The 12,885-nt window shown below is 77.4% G+C and carries 12 protein-coding genes; 3 read left to right on the forward strand and 9 right to left on the reverse strand.

What is annotated here, in order from left to right:
- Positions 1 to 76 precede the first annotated feature (76 nt).
- From shc to dxs, 7 genes are read right to left on the reverse strand one after another with little or no spacing between them, the layout of a single operon-like run.
- Complete coding sequence (gene shc, locus OZ948_17210) at positions 77 to 1,954, reverse strand: squalene--hopene cyclase (protein MEB2346466.1); 1,878 nt, start codon at positions 1,952 to 1,954, stop codon at positions 77 to 79.
- Positions 1,955 to 1,991: 37 nt separating this feature from the next.
- The gene (gene hpnE, locus OZ948_17215) at positions 1,992 to 3,350 is read right to left on the reverse strand and encodes a hydroxysqualene dehydroxylase HpnE (GenBank protein ID MEB2346467.1); all 1,359 of its coding nucleotides are present in this window, start codon (positions 3,348 to 3,350) and stop codon (positions 1,992 to 1,994) included.
- Positions 3,347 to 4,198 (reverse strand): squalene synthase HpnC, encoded by an 852-nt coding sequence (gene hpnC, locus OZ948_17220; GenBank protein MEB2346468.1) that lies wholly within the window; start codon positions 4,196 to 4,198, stop codon positions 3,347 to 3,349. The genes hpnE and hpnC overlap by 4 nt, the downstream gene beginning before the upstream one ends.
- Positions 4,195 to 4,914, reverse strand: coding sequence for a TetR/AcrR family transcriptional regulator (locus tag OZ948_17225; protein MEB2346469.1), 720 nt, complete (start codon positions 4,912 to 4,914; stop codon positions 4,195 to 4,197). The genes hpnC and OZ948_17225 overlap by 4 nt, the downstream gene beginning before the upstream one ends.
- Positions 4,915 to 4,946: 32 nt before the next feature.
- Positions 4,947 to 6,047, reverse strand: coding sequence for a type 2 isopentenyl-diphosphate Delta-isomerase (gene fni / locus OZ948_17230; GenBank protein ID MEB2346470.1), 1,101 nt, complete (start codon positions 6,045 to 6,047; stop codon positions 4,947 to 4,949).
- The gene (gene hpnD / locus OZ948_17235; GenBank protein MEB2346471.1) at positions 6,044 to 6,916 is read right to left on the reverse strand and encodes a presqualene diphosphate synthase HpnD; all 873 of its coding nucleotides are present in this window, start codon (positions 6,914 to 6,916) and stop codon (positions 6,044 to 6,046) included. Before hpnD ends, fni begins: the two co-directional genes overlap by 4 nt.
- Entirely contained in the window at positions 6,913 to 8,691 is a 1,779-nt protein-coding gene (dxs, locus tag OZ948_17240; protein ID MEB2346472.1) for a 1-deoxy-D-xylulose-5-phosphate synthase, read from the reverse strand. The genes hpnD and dxs overlap by 4 nt, the downstream gene beginning before the upstream one ends.
- Before the next feature lie 207 nt (positions 8,692 to 8,898).
- Here dxs and OZ948_17245 point away from each other — a divergent pair, with 207 nt between their 5' ends.
- Positions 8,899 to 10,116: a hypothetical protein gene (locus tag OZ948_17245; protein MEB2346473.1), complete on the forward strand. Its 1,218-nt coding sequence runs from the start codon at positions 8,899 to 8,901 to the stop codon at positions 10,114 to 10,116.
- Here the strand turns inward: OZ948_17245 and OZ948_17250 are convergent.
- Positions 10,080 to 10,895: a hypothetical protein gene (locus tag OZ948_17250; GenBank protein MEB2346474.1), complete on the reverse strand. Its 816-nt coding sequence runs from the start codon at positions 10,893 to 10,895 to the stop codon at positions 10,080 to 10,082. The two genes, OZ948_17245 and OZ948_17250, sit on opposite strands and share 37 nt — an antisense overlap.
- Between OZ948_17250 and OZ948_17255 the strand changes: the two genes are divergently transcribed.
- Positions 10,873 to 11,745: an amidohydrolase family protein gene (locus OZ948_17255; GenBank protein ID MEB2346475.1), complete on the forward strand. Its 873-nt coding sequence runs from the start codon at positions 10,873 to 10,875 to the stop codon at positions 11,743 to 11,745. The two genes, OZ948_17250 and OZ948_17255, sit on opposite strands and share 23 nt — an antisense overlap.
- Complete coding sequence (locus tag OZ948_17260) at positions 11,742 to 12,221, forward strand: GNAT family N-acetyltransferase (protein ID MEB2346476.1); 480 nt, start codon at positions 11,742 to 11,744, stop codon at positions 12,219 to 12,221. Before OZ948_17255 ends, OZ948_17260 begins: the two co-directional genes overlap by 4 nt.
- Here the strand turns inward: OZ948_17260 and OZ948_17265 are convergent.
- Positions 12,194 to 12,859 carry a hypothetical protein gene (locus OZ948_17265; protein ID MEB2346477.1) on the reverse strand — a complete coding sequence of 222 codons (666 nt, stop codon included), beginning with the start codon at positions 12,857 to 12,859 and terminating at the stop codon, positions 12,194 to 12,196. The genes OZ948_17260 and OZ948_17265 overlap by 28 nt on opposite strands.
- Positions 12,860 to 12,885 lie beyond the last annotated feature (26 nt).

Raw genomic sequence — 12,885 nt, forward strand, 5'->3', positions numbered from 1 at the left:
CCCGGCGATCCGGCGATTCGCAGTGAGCTGCTGGTCATCTCCGCCTTGGAATCGCCGGATCGCCGGGTCTGTCCCCTCAGATGCCGCCTCGCACCCAGCGGCCGAGGGCCATCACGGGGAAGTGGAGGCGATAGAGGTGGTAGCGGAGGTAGAAGTCGCCGGGGAAGCCGGTGCCGGTGAACTCGGGCTCGTCCCAGTCGCCGTTCTCGAGCTGGGTCGAGGCCAGCCACTCGACGCCGCGCGCCGCGGCCTCGCCACGCTCGCCCGCGGCGAGCAGCGCGAGGAGCGCCCAGGCCGTCTGCGAGGCCGTGCTCCGCCCGCGCCCGCGCCAGGCGGGGTCGACGTAGGAGCGCAGGTCCTCGCCCCAGCCGCCGTCCGGGTTCTGGCGCGAGGCGAGCCAGCGCACCGCGCGCCGGATCACGGGATCGTCGGGGGCGATGCCGGTGCGGATCAGCGCGGGCACCGCCGCGCCGGTGCCGTAGACGTAGTTCGCGCCCCAGCGCCCGAACCAGGAGCCGTCGGGCTCCTGCGCGCGCAGGAGCCAGTCGCGGCCCGCGCGGCAGCGCGGGTCGTCGGCGCGGCCCTCCTCGGCCAGCATCTCGATCACGTGCGCGGTCACGTCGGCGCTCGGCGGGTCGATCACCTCGCCGAAGTCGCAGAAGGGCAGCTCGCCGCACAGGGGCTGGGTGTTGTCGGCGTCGAAGGCGGCCCAGCCCCCGTCCTTGCACTGCATCCCGAGCGTCCACTCGAGCGCGCGCCGGACGGCGCCCTCGGTGCGCGCGCGCCCGCCGCCGCCCGCGCGCAGGGCGAGGATCACCTCGGCGGTGTCGTCGATGTCGGGATAGTTGTCGTTCTCGAACTCGAAGGCCCAGCCGCCGGGCGCGAGCCCGGGCCGGCGCACGGCCCAGTCGCCGGGCACGCGGATCTCCTGGCCGAGCAGGTACTCGGCGCCCCGCCGCATCGCGGGGTGCTCGGGTGCCACCCCGGCGTCGCGCAGCGCCACCATCGCGAGCGCGGTGTCCCAGACCGGCGACTGGCAGGCCTCGAAGCGGCGCAGGCCCGGCTCGCGCAGCGCGAAGCCCTCGAGCGCCTCCCAGCCCTTCGCGAGCGCGGGATGGTCGAGCGGGTAGCCGAGCAGGTGGAGCGCCAGGATCGAGTAGACCCAGGGTGGCTGGATCCCGCCCCAGCAGCCGTCGGCCTCCTGGCGGCGCAGGATCCACTCGGCGCAGAGCGCGAGGGCGTGGCGGCGCAGCGGGCCGAGCGGGCGCTTCTCGTAGCGATGGAGCGCGCGGTCGAGCGCCTGGAAGCGCCCGCCCCAGCTCCGCAGCGACAGCCGCTCGGGCTGCCAGTCGCCCGTGCGCAGCTCCGCGAGCCCGAAGCCGAGCGCGCGCTGCGGGCGGAACGAGGCCACCACGCACAGCGGCACGATCGTCTGGCGCGCCCAGCTCGCGAAGTCGTAGACGTTGAGCGGGAACCACGAGGGGAGCAGGATCACCTCGGGCGGAAGCGCCGGGAGCCGCTCCCAGGGCCACTCGCCGAAGAGCGCGAGCCAGATCCGGGTGAAGACGCGCGAGCGCTCGATCCCGCCGAGCTCGCGGGCGAGGGCGGCGGCGCGCTGCATGTGGGCGGCGTCGGCGGGATCGCCCGCGAGCCGCAGGGCGGCGTAGGCCTCGATCGTGGCCGAGAGGTCGGGCGGGCCGCCGTGGAAGGTCGCCCAGCCGCCGTCGGCGTCCTGCTTCCGGCGGATCCACGCGGCGGTGTCGCGCAGGATCGCCTCGTCGCGGCGGCCCACGAACTGGCGCAGGAGCAGGTCCTCGGCCTCGATCGTGACGTTCGTCTCGAGCTCGGCCTTCCACCAGCCGGCCTCGTTCTGGAGCGCGAGCAGGCGGTCGCGGCCGCGCGCGAGCGCGCGCTCGGCGGGCGTCGTGAGCGGGGTGGCGAGCGAAGCGGTCATCGGGAGCTCCTCCTGGGACGGATCCGGTGCAGGACGATCAGGCGGCCGCGACGGCCGGCAGCGCGGCGGGGGCCGCGCCGAGCGCGGCCAGCGCGGCGCGCGCGGCGGCGTGGCCGCTGCGCACCGCGCCTTCCATCGTGGCCGGCCAGCCGGTGTCGGTCCACGCGCCGGCCACGAAGACGCGCGGCAGGCCCACGTCGGGCGCGGGCCTCCGGGCGCGCGTGCCCGGCGCCTGCCGGAAGGTGGCGACACGTTCGGCGGTCACGAAGAAGCGCAGGACGCGCGCGCCGCGCGCCTCCGGCAGGAGCGCCTCGAAGGCCGGCAGGAAGCGGCTGCGCAGCGCGGCCTGCGAGAGGCCCAGATAGGCCTCGGCCGAGGACAGCGAGACGGCGAGGTACTGGCCGCGCGCGAGCCCGGAGGACGCCGTGCGGTCGAAGATCCACTGGAGCGGCGAGTCGATCGCGGCCAGCAGCGGCTCGCGCAGCACGGGCCGGTCGAAGACCACGTGCAGGTTCACGATCGGCCCGCGCCCGAGCCCGCGCCAGGCCTCCGGGTCCGCCTTCGCGCCCGGCGGGAGGAGCGCGGCCGCCTCCTCGTGCGGCACCGCCAGCACCACCGCGTCCCCCTCGAGGCGGGTACCGTGCGACACCACCGCGGGTCGGCGCCCGGCGCCGGCGTCGATCGCGTCGACCGGTGCGCGCACGAGCACGCTCGCGCCGGCGGCGCGCAGCGCGCGCTCGGCGGGGTCGGCGTGGACGGCGCGCAGGGGCGCCAGCGCCCAGCCCACGTCGGCGCCGTCGGCGCGCTCGAGGAAGCCGGTCTGGATCACCTTGGTCGCGAGCGCGAGCGAGGCCTCGCGGGCCGGGAGGTTCAGGGTCGGCCGCACGAGGAGATCCCAGAAGCGGTCGACGGAGGCCTGCGGCTCGCCCGCCGCGCGCAGCCAGTCGCCGAAGCGCACGCGGTCGAGAGCCGGGTCGGCGAGGTCGAGCGCGCCGATCCGGCGCGCGGTGCGGGCCGCGCGCAGCCGGTCGGGGAACGCGAGGTGGTGGAAGCGCAGCAGGCTCGGGGCGAGGTGCGCGGGGCACGGCAGCCGCGCGCTCCGGATCCAGGCCGTCCCGCGCCCGGGCGCCGCCACCGGGACGGCGAGGCGCGGCTGGAGCGCGACCAGGTGCTCGACGCCGAGCCGCGCGAGGAAGCCGCGGTACGCCGTGCAGCAGCGCAGGAAGACGTGCTGCCCGTTGTCCACCTCGAGCTCGCCGCGCCGGGCCGACCAGGTGGCGCCGCCGAGCCGCGGGCGCCCTTCGAGAAGGGTCACGCGCGCGCCCGCGTCGACGCAGTCGAGCGCCGCGCTCAGGCCCGCGAGCCCGCCGCCCACGACGAGGACGTGGCCCGTCACCGGCGGCGCCTGCGTGCGACGAGGGCCAGCGCATGGCGGGCGAGATCGCGCCGGCGCGGGCGCGGGGCGCCCGCGCTCGGGTCGAAGCCCGCGCGGGCGAGCGCGTCGGCCGTCGCCCGCCCGCCCGCCGCGAAGCCCGCGACGAGCCAGCGCCCGCTGCCGCGCAGCGAGGCGACGAGCGGCCCGGCCGCCCGCAGGAGCGCGCGCGCCCGCTCGACCTCGAAGGCGACGGCGGCGCGCAGGGCCGGCGGCGCCGGGCGCCGGACGAGGTCGGCCTCGCCCACCCCGAAGCGGGCGAGATCCTCGGCCGGCAGGTAGACGCGCCCGCGCCCGTGGTCCTCGACCACGTCCTGGCAGTGCTCGAGGAGCTGGAGCGCCGTGCAGACGTCGCCGGAGAGGGCGATCCGATCCGGTGTCGCCGCGCCAAGCGCGTGCAGCACGAGCTCACCGACCGGGGTGGCGGACAGCGTGCAGTAGCCGGCGAGCTCGGCCCAGCTCCCGTAGCGCGCGACGCGCTGGTCGCGGCGATTGGCCTCGAGCAGGCGCCGGAAGGGCGCGGCGGGCAGGCGCCCGGCGGCGAGCGCCGGCCCGAGCCTCCGCACGAGCGGATGGCGCGCCGCGCCCGCCGGCGCGCGCAGAAGGTCGGCTTCGAGCTCGTCGAGCAGCGCCAGGCGCTCGCCGGCGCTCGCGGGAGCCTCGTCGCCGGTGTCGTCGGCGAGGCGCGCGAAGCCGTAGATCGCGAGCAGGTCCTCGCGCAGCGCGCGCGGCAGCCAGCGCGGGGCCACGGGGAAGTTCTCGTGGGCCGAGCGGGCGAGGAGTGCGTCGGGCGCGAAGAGCGGGGTGGTCACGGCACCCGCCGCGCCGGCGCCGCCGCGCCGAGCGCGCGCTCGACCATCCGGCGCAGGCCCGCCCGGCGCAGGCGCGCGCGATGCGGATCGCCGTCGACCATCGCGAGCAGCAGGTTGCCGTGCAGCATCGAGATCAGGCCCATCGCGAGCGCCTCGGCGGGCTCGCGGTCGCCGAGCGCCTGGGCGAGCGCGTCGCGCACGTCGCGCACGAAGTGGTCGTGGAGCGCGAAGAGCGGCTCGCGGATCGAGCCGCGCAGCGCCGGCGACTCGATCACCCAGCGCACGAAGGCCTGGATCGCCGGGATCTGCTCCTCGACGAAGCGCTCGTAGACCGAGATCAGCTCGACGAGCCGGGTGGCGGGGTCCGCGTGCGTGAGCGTGCGCGCCACTTCCTCCGCGAACGGCACCAGCATGCGCCGGAAGGTCTCGCGGAAGAGCGTCTCCTTGTCGCCGAAGTGCCAGAACACGGCCGAGCGCGAGACGCCCGCGCGCGCCGCGATCGCCGAGATGCTGGCGCCCTCGTAGCCGCGCGCCGCGAAGAGCGCCGCGGCCGCCGCGAGGATGCGCCCCTGGGTGCGCGCCTTGGCGTCGGGCGCGCGCCGGCCGGAACGCCCGGCGCGCCCGCGGGCGCCTCCGCCGGCGTTCGCCTCGGCCTCCGGACCGCTCGTGCCCGGCGCCCCCCCGCCCGAGCCCGGCGGCTGCCCCTGCGGCTGCATCACGCGGCTCCCCTCCGCCGCCGGAAACGGTTTCAAATTTCAGGGCTTCCGACACCCTGGCATCGCTGACCGGAAGCCCCCGATCGGTCAGCGAGCGCGAGCCAGCGCGCGAGCCCGGGACCCAGCACGCGCGGCCCGCTCCGCAGCTCGCCGACCCGCCGCGCCCCGGTCAGGGCCATCACGGCGCGCAGCCCCTCGGCGAGCTGCGCGGCCGCCTCGAAGACCGCCGCCTCGCCGCCCGCCGCCCACGCCCGCAGGAAGGGCAGCGCGAGGCCGACCGCGCGCGCGCCGAGCGCGAGCGCGCGCGCCGCGTCGAGGGCGTCGCGCACGCCGCCCGACGCGATCGCGGCGAGGCCCGCGCGCTCCGCGTAGACGAGCGCCGCCGCCGTGGGCACGCCCCAGTCGCGCAGGAGCTCGCCGAGCGCGCGCTGGCGCGGCGAGCCCCGCAGCGACTCGACCCGCGTCCAGCTCGTGCCGCCGGCGCCCGCGACGTCCACCCAGCCCACCCCGGCTGCGCGCAGGCGCGCGAGCGTGCGCGGCGCCAGGCCGCAGCCGGTCTCCTTCACGATCACCGGCAGGGGCAGCTCCTGCACCAGCTCGGCGAGCACCGCGTAGAGGCCGCGGAAGTCGCGGTCGCCCTCGTCCTGCACCAGCTCCTGGGCCACGTTCAGGTGGATGCAGATCGCGTCGGCGCCGATCGCGCGGGCGAGCTCCGCCACGCGCTCGGGCCCGGCCTCGCGCGCCTGCACGGCGCCCAGGTTCGCGAGCAGCAGCGCGTCGGGCGCGACCTCGCGCATCCGGTAGCTCGCCGCGAGCGCGGGATCGAGCAGCATGGCCCGCTGCGAGCCGACGCCGATCCCGAAGCCGTGCTTCTGCGCCGCCGCCGCGAGCGCCAGGTTCACGGCGCGCGTCTCCGGCGCGCCGCCGGTCATGCCGCTGATCACGAAGGGCGCGAGGAGCTGGCGCCCGAAGAGCTCGACGGAGGAGTCCACCTCCGTCCAGGCGAGCTCCGGCAGCGCCTCGTGCAGGAGCTCGACCTCGTCGAGGAGCGTCCCGCGCCGGGCCTCGACGTCGGCCTCGATGCAGAGCTCGAGGTGCTCGAGCTTGCGCCGGCTCACCTCGTTCCCACTCATGCGCGGGCTCCGATCCCGAGCCACGCGCGCGCCGCGATCGCGAGCCGGCGCGGCTTCGACAGGCGCAGGGGGGGGCCGAGGCAGGGGAAGCCCCGGGCGTGGAGCTCGTCGAGGAGCGCCCGGTAGATGCCGCCCATCGCTTGGGCCGGGCGCAGGGCGCGGCGGTCCTCGGCGGGCAGCAGGCGCGCGGCGGCCTCGTAGCGGATCCGCGCGCGCTCGGCGTAGAGCGCCAGGAGGAGCCGGGTCTCCTCGTCGAGCTTGCCCGCGCGCAGGCTCTCGGGCGGCACGTGCAGGCGCTCGAGGTCCTCGCGCGCCAGGTAGATCCGGCCGGCGGCCGCGTCCTCGCCGACGTCGCGCAGCACGTTCGTGAGCTGCACGGCGATCCCCATCTGGCGCGCGTACTCGAGCGAGTCCGGGTTGCGGGCGCCGAGGATCCGCACGAGCAGGAGCCCCACCGTCGAGGCCACCCGGTAGCAGTAGCGCTCGAGGTCCGCCCAGGTCGCGATCGGCTCGCCGCGCAGGTCCGACTCGACGCCGCACAGGAGGTCGGCGAAGACCTCCTGCGGGAGGCGGAAGCGGCGCACGGCGTCGCCGAGCGCGATCCCGACCGGGTGCGTGGCGTCGCCGCGGTAGGCCGCGGCCAGCTCGGCGCGCCAGCGCTCGAGCAGGCGCTGGCGGTCGCCGCGCACGGCCGGGTCGTCGGCGACGTCGTCGGCGAGCCGGCAGAAGGCGTAGACGGCGTGGAGGGCGCGGCGCTGCGGGGCCGGCAGCATCCAGAACGCCGCTGCGAAGCTCGAGCCGCTCTCGCGCAGGACCCGCGCGCAGTGCGCGTAGGCGTCGCGCAGCGCGGGGGCGAGCGGCTCGCTCACCGCCGGGCCCTGCGCCGCGCGGGGCGCGCGCTCTCGGAGAGCGCGGCGCGCGCGGCCGCCGCGATCGCGTCCGCGTCGATCCCGACCTCGCGCCACTGCTCGTCCTGCTCGCCGTGCTCCACCACCCGGTCGTCGATGCCGAGCCTCCGCACGCGGGTAGCGGGCGCGCGCGCGGCGAGGAGCTCGAGCACGGCGCTCCCGAAGCCGCCCGCGAGCACGTGGTCCTCGATCGTGACGACGACGCCGACGCGCTCGGCCAGGTCGGCGAGGAGGGCCTCGTCGAGCGGCTTCACGAAGCGCGCGTCGGCCACCGCCGCCGAGATGCCCTGCGCCGCCAGGGCCTCCGCGGCCGCGAGGGCGGGGGGGACGGTGCGCCCGAGCGCCACGAGCGCGACGTCGGCCCCGTCGCGCAGGAGCTCGCCGCAGCCGATCGGGAGCGGCTTCGGGTCCGGGTCGAGCGCGACGCCGCAGGCCGCGCCGCGCGGGAAGCGCAGCGCGAAGGGCCGGCCCGAGTCGATCGCGGTCGCGAGCAGGTGCTGGAGCTGGTTCTCGTCGCGCGGGGCCGCCACCACCAGGCCCGGGATCGCGCGCAGGTAGGCGAGGTCGAGGACCCCGTGATGGGTCGGGCCGTCGGCGCCCACCAGGCCCGCGCGGTCGAGCGCGAAGGTGACGGGCAGCTCCTGGAGCGCCACGTCATGCGCGACCTGGTCGAAGGCGCGCTGGAGGAAGCTCGAGTAGATCGCGCACACCGGGCGCAGGCCCTCGGCCGCGAGCCCGGCCGCGAAGGTGACGGCGTGCTGCTCGGCGATGCCGACGTCGTAGACCCGGTCCGGGAAGCGGCGGGCGAAGCGGTCGAGGCCGGTGCCGTCGGGCATGGCCGCGGTGATCGCGACCACGCGCGGGTCGCGCGCCGCCACCCGGGCGAGCGCGTCGGCGAAGCACGCGGTCCAGGTGGGAGGCGCGGCCGCGGCCGCGCGCCGCGCCCCGCTCGCGCGCTCGAAGGGGGCGGTGGCGTGCCACGCGAAGGGATCCGCCTCGGCCGGCGCGAAGCCGCGGCCCTTGCGGGTGCGCACGTGCAGCACGGCCGGCCCGGATGCGGCCCGCAGCGCCGCCAGCGCGTCGAGGAGTGCCTCCAGCTCGTGGCCATCGACGGGTCCCCGGTACGCGAGCCCCAGCGCCTCGACGTAGCCGCGCACGTCGCCGCTGCGCGAGAGCCCGCCCACGTTCGGCGCGATCGACATGCCGTTGTCGTTGAAGACCACGCGCAGGGCGGGGGCGGCGCCCTGCCGGGCCAGCTCGCCGGCGTGGTTGAGCGCCTCGAAGGCCATCCCGGCCGTAGCGCCGCCGTCGCCGATCACGGCCACCGCGCAGGCCGGCTCGCCGCGCCGGCGCAGCGCCTCGGCGATGCCGAGCGCGGCCGACAGCGAGGTGCCGGCGTGGCCGGCGCCGAAGGCGTCGAAGGGGCTCTCGCTGCGGCGCAGGAAGCCGCTCGGGCCGTCGGCGCGCCGGATGCGCGGCAGCGCGCCGAGACGCCCGGTCAGGGCCTTGTGGCCGTAGGCCTGGTGGCCCACGTCCCACACGAGCCGGTCGCGCGGCGTGTCGAAGACCGCGTGCAGCGCCACGCTCAGCTCGACCACCCCGAGGCTGCCCGCGAAGTGCCCGCCCTGGGTCGCGCCGAGCTCGATCAGCGCCTCGCGCAGCTCCTCGACGAGGCGCGGCAGCACCGCGCGCGGAAGCCGGCGCACGTCCGCGGGCTCGCGGATCGCGGCGAGCACGGGAACGGAGCTCGCGGACCTCGTCTTCAGGGACGTCGGCACCTCTTCACCCACCGGTGCGGAGGGTTGCGCGGCTCGCCGCACCGCGGCAACGCCTATCGCTGACCGCGAGCCGCCTCGCGGTCAGCACGCGCCCGGCGCCGGGGCGCGCGCCACCGGGCGGCACGGAATGAATCCAGGGCGACGCGCCCGCTACCCTGCCGCGCCATGACCCGGCCCCCGCGTCCCACCGTCGAGCGCCTCGAGCTGTGGGCGCTCCACGTTCCCTTCCGCGCGGCCGTGCGCGAGACGATGGCCCGGAGCGAGGGTGGGCTCGGGATGGCGATCCCGGCCGAGGAGCCCTGGAGCGGCGGCGACTTCGTGCTGGCGCGGCTCACCGCCGAGGACGGCTCGAGCGGCATCGGGGAGGCCTTCGTGTGGCTGCCGGAGACGGGCGTCTCCCCGGCCCAGGTGATCGACGCGATCGAGCACGGTCTCGCCCGCTACGTGCTCGGCGCGGATCCCTTCGCCGCTGCGGCGCTGCGCACGCGCCTGGACGCCAACGTCGCGCGCAGCGAGGTGGCGAAGGGGCTCCTCGACCTCGCCTGCCACGACCTCATGGGGCGCATCGCGGGGCGGCCGCTCTGGGAGCTGCTCGCGGCGCGTGCGGGCGAGGGCGAGGGCGAGCCGCCGCCGCGCCCCGCTCCGGAGCCGCTGCCGCTCGCCGCGCTGATCCCGCTCGTGGACCCCCGCGCGATGGCCGACCTCGCCCTCCGCTTCCAGCGCGGCGGCACGCGGAGCTTCCGCCTGAAGCTCGGCCGCGGCGTCGAGGCCGACCGCCGGATCGTGGCCGCCGTGCGCGAGGCGCTCGGCGACGAGGCGCGCCTGCGCGTCGACTACAACCAGGCCTACACGCCCGGGGAGGCGGTGCGCGCGATCGCCGCGATCGCGCCCTTCGGGATCGACTGCGCCGAGCAGCCCGTGCGCGCCGACGACTGGCCCGGCATGGCGCACGTCCAGCGCGCGGTCGCGGTGCCGCTCCTCGCGCACGAGAGCTGCTTCTCGCTGGTCGACGCGATCGCGCTGCTCGAGCTCGGGGCGGTCGGCGTGCTCGGCGTCAACAGCGAGCGGCCCGGCGGGATCACGCACGCGCTGCGCGCCATCGACCACTATGCTGCCCGCGGGCTCGGCACGGTCCTGCACAACCAGCCGCTCGGGATCGCCTCGGCCGCCCAGGTGCACCTCGGCGCCGCGCGCACCGGCGTGCTCGGGCACGCGATGGAGCTCTTCGGCCACGTGATGCTCGAGGACGACCTGATCGTCGCTCCGCTCGACTACGCGGGCGGGCGCGTGCGCGTGCCCGAGGGCCCGGGCCTCGGCGTGACCCTCGACCTGGACGCGCTCGACCGCTACGCGCTCGCCGCCCCGGTGGTGCTCGCACGATGAGCGCCGAGGGGGCCCCTGCCGTCCTCTACGCGCGCGGCCGCGTCGTCACGCTCGAGCCCGCCCGGCCCGAGGCCGAGGCGCTCGCCACGCTGGGCGGCCGGATCCTCGCGGTCGGCGACGAACGGAGCTGCCGCGACGCCCTGCGCCGGGCGGGCGCCGCCGACTGGTCGGCCGTCGATCTCGCCGGCCGCGCGCTCCTCCCGGGCTTCCTCGACACGCACCTGCACCCGATCGCGCTCCTCTGGTTCGACCTGAACGCCGACCTCTCGGGTGCGCGGAGCCTGGCCGACGTCGAGGCGGCGCTGCGCGCGCGCGCGGACGGCGCCGCGCCGGGCGAGTGGGCCGCCGGCCTGCGGCTCGACGTCGAGGCGCTCGCCGAGCGCCGGCTCCCGAGCGCCGGCGAGCTCGACCGCGCCTGCCCCGGGCGCCCCGCGCTGGTGCTCGCCCACGACGGCCACAGCGCCTCGGGCAACCGGCAGGCGCTCGCGGCGGCGGGCATCGGCGCCGGAACGCCCGATCCGCCGGGCGGCCGCATCGAGCGCGACGAGCGTGGCGTGCCCGCGGGCCCGTGCCGCGAGAGCGCGGCGCAGCTCCTGCTCGGCGCGCTCCCGGCCCCGGCGCCCGAGCGCCTGCGCGCCGGCGCGCAGGGCTCCTTCGGCCGGCTCGCGGCCTGCGGGATCACCTCGGCCGGCGTCGTGCTCCAGACCGACGACGAGGGGGCCGGGCGGCGCTGCGGGCCGCCTCGAGGGGCTCGCGATGGGCCTGCTCCTCGACCTCACGCCCTTCTCGACCTACGCGCTCCTGATCGGGCGCACGCCCGCGGCCGCCATCGCCGCACGGGCGACCCCGCTCCACGACCCGCCCGCCGGCCGCCGGGTGGGCGGCTACAAGCTCTTCGCCGACGGCACGCTCGGGAGCTGCACGGCCGCCATGCGCGAGCCCTTCGCCGACCGCCCGGGCGAGCGCGGGATGGCGACGCTCGCCGAGGAGGAGCTCTTCGCGCGCATGCGCGCCGCCCACGAGGCGGGGCTCCAGATCTGCGTCCACGCGATCGGCGACGCCGCCGTCGAGCGCTGCGTCGGGGCCTACGAGCGGCTCCTCGCCGAGCGGCCGCGGCCCGACCATCGCCATCGCATCGAGCACGCCTCGCTGGTGCCGCCCGAGCTGATCCCGCGCCTCGTGCGGCTCGGCCTGTGCATCTCGACCCAGCCCCTCTTCGTGCACTCCGAGAAGACCTGGCTCCACCGCCGGCTCGGGCCCGCGCGCGCGCGCCAGGTCTACCCGCTGCGGGCGCTGGTCGAGGCCGGCGTCCCGGTGGCCGGCGCCTCGGACGCGCCGGTCGAGTCGCCCGAGGTGCTGCACGCGATCCAGTGCTGCGTCACCCGCGAGGGCTTCGAGACGCAGCAGGCGCTCACCCCCGCCCAGGCGCTCGACCTCTTCACGCGCCAGGCCGCGCGCCTCCAGTTCGAGGAGCACGAGAAGGGCACGCTCGCGCCCGGCAAGCGCGCCGACCTGGTGGTGCTGTCCGGGAGCCCCCTCGCGGTGGCGCCCGAGCGGATCGCCGGGCTGCGCGTCCTGCGCACGGTGTGCGCCGGACGGATCACCCACGACGCAGGAGAGCTCGCATGAACGAGGCCGACAGCGGAACGGCGCGGGTGCGGGAGGCGGCCGCCGGCGACCTCGAGGTCCTGGTGGGCTTCGCCGCGGCCATGGCGCGCGAGACCGAGGGCCGGGAGCTCGACGGCCCGACCCTGCGCGCGGGCGTCGCGGCGCTGCTCGCGGACCCGGCGCGCGGCCGCACCTTCGTGGTCGAGCGCGCGGGCGCCGTGGTGGCCTCGCTGATGCTCACCCTCGAGTGGAGCGACTGGCGCAACGGCTTCTGGTGGTGGATCCAGAGCGTGTACGTGACGCCCGCCGAGCGCGGCTGTGGCCACTATCGCCGGCTCCACGAGCACGTCCGCGCGCAGGCCGCCCGCCAGCCCGACGTGTGCGGCCTGCGCCTCTACGTCGAGACCGAGAACCGGGGCGCGCAGGCCACCTACCGCGCGCTCGGCATGCACGAGGCGCCCTACCGCATCTACGAGCAGTCGACCCGCGAAGGCTGAGGGCGGCGCAGGCGCCGGCGGCCGAGCATGACGAGGGCCAGGAGCGCGGCTCCGTGGCGCAGGGCGCTCGCGGGCTCGGGCACCAGCGTCACGCCGTACGTCCTCGACGGTTGATCGACGGCGCCCGCGAGCCCGAAGACATCCCCCTCGCCGAGGACCAGCACGACCTCGATGCCTTCCTCGGGCAGCGTCCCGACCTCGAAGGAGAGGCGGTCGAGCACGTACACGCCGCCCGCGAGGCCCGGGCCGGGCGTGAGGCTGGCGGCGTTGACGTTGCGCAGCTCGGTGCCGCCCAGGTGACCTCCCATCGCGCCCTTCCCCGCCACCGTGTACGGGCCGAAGAGATCCGGCACGAGCGGCGGCGTCGCGCTCTCGACGCGAACGAGCGTGAGCTCGGTGATCTCGCCGCCCGTCCAGTCGACCCCGTACACGTAGCCCTCGAGGCTGGCGCCCAAGGTGTCGAGCACGACCTCCAGCTCGACGACCCCCTGCGGCGCCGTCGCGAGCACGCTCGGCGCGCCGACCACGAAGGAGCCGGCGGGACGCAGCGTGAGCGAGGGCCCGACAAACGGGAGCCCGATGATCACGATCCCCGCCTGCGCCGGCGTCGCGAACGACGCCAGGCATGCGACGGCCACCGCCCCGAGAAGGCGTCGCGCTCGCG

The sequence above is a fragment of the Deltaproteobacteria bacterium genome, from assembly GCA_035063765.1.
Classification (GTDB): domain Bacteria; phylum Myxococcota_A; class UBA9160; order UBA9160; family PR03; genus CAADGG01.

What these genes read in the sequence shown, in the direction of transcription:
- shc (MEB2346466.1), bottom strand. Translation starts at nt 1,954, where the DNA reads ATGACCGCTTCGCTCGCCACCCCGCTCACGACGCCCGCCGAGCGCGCG.
- OZ948_17225 (MEB2346469.1), bottom strand. Translation starts at nt 4,914, where the DNA reads ATGCAGCCGCAGGGGCAGCCGCCGGGCTCGGGCGGGGGGGCGCCGGGC.
- fni (MEB2346470.1), bottom strand. Translation starts at nt 6,047, where the DNA reads ATGAGTGGGAACGAGGTGAGCCGGCGCAAGCTCGAGCACCTCGAGCTC.
- OZ948_17245 (MEB2346473.1), top strand. Translation starts at nt 8,899, where the DNA reads ATGACCCGGCCCCCGCGTCCCACCGTCGAGCGCCTCGAGCTGTGGGCG.
- OZ948_17255 (MEB2346475.1), top strand. Translation starts at nt 10,873, where the DNA reads ATGGGCCTGCTCCTCGACCTCACGCCCTTCTCGACCTACGCGCTCCTG.
- OZ948_17260 (MEB2346476.1), top strand. Translation starts at nt 11,742, where the DNA reads ATGAACGAGGCCGACAGCGGAACGGCGCGGGTGCGGGAGGCGGCCGCC.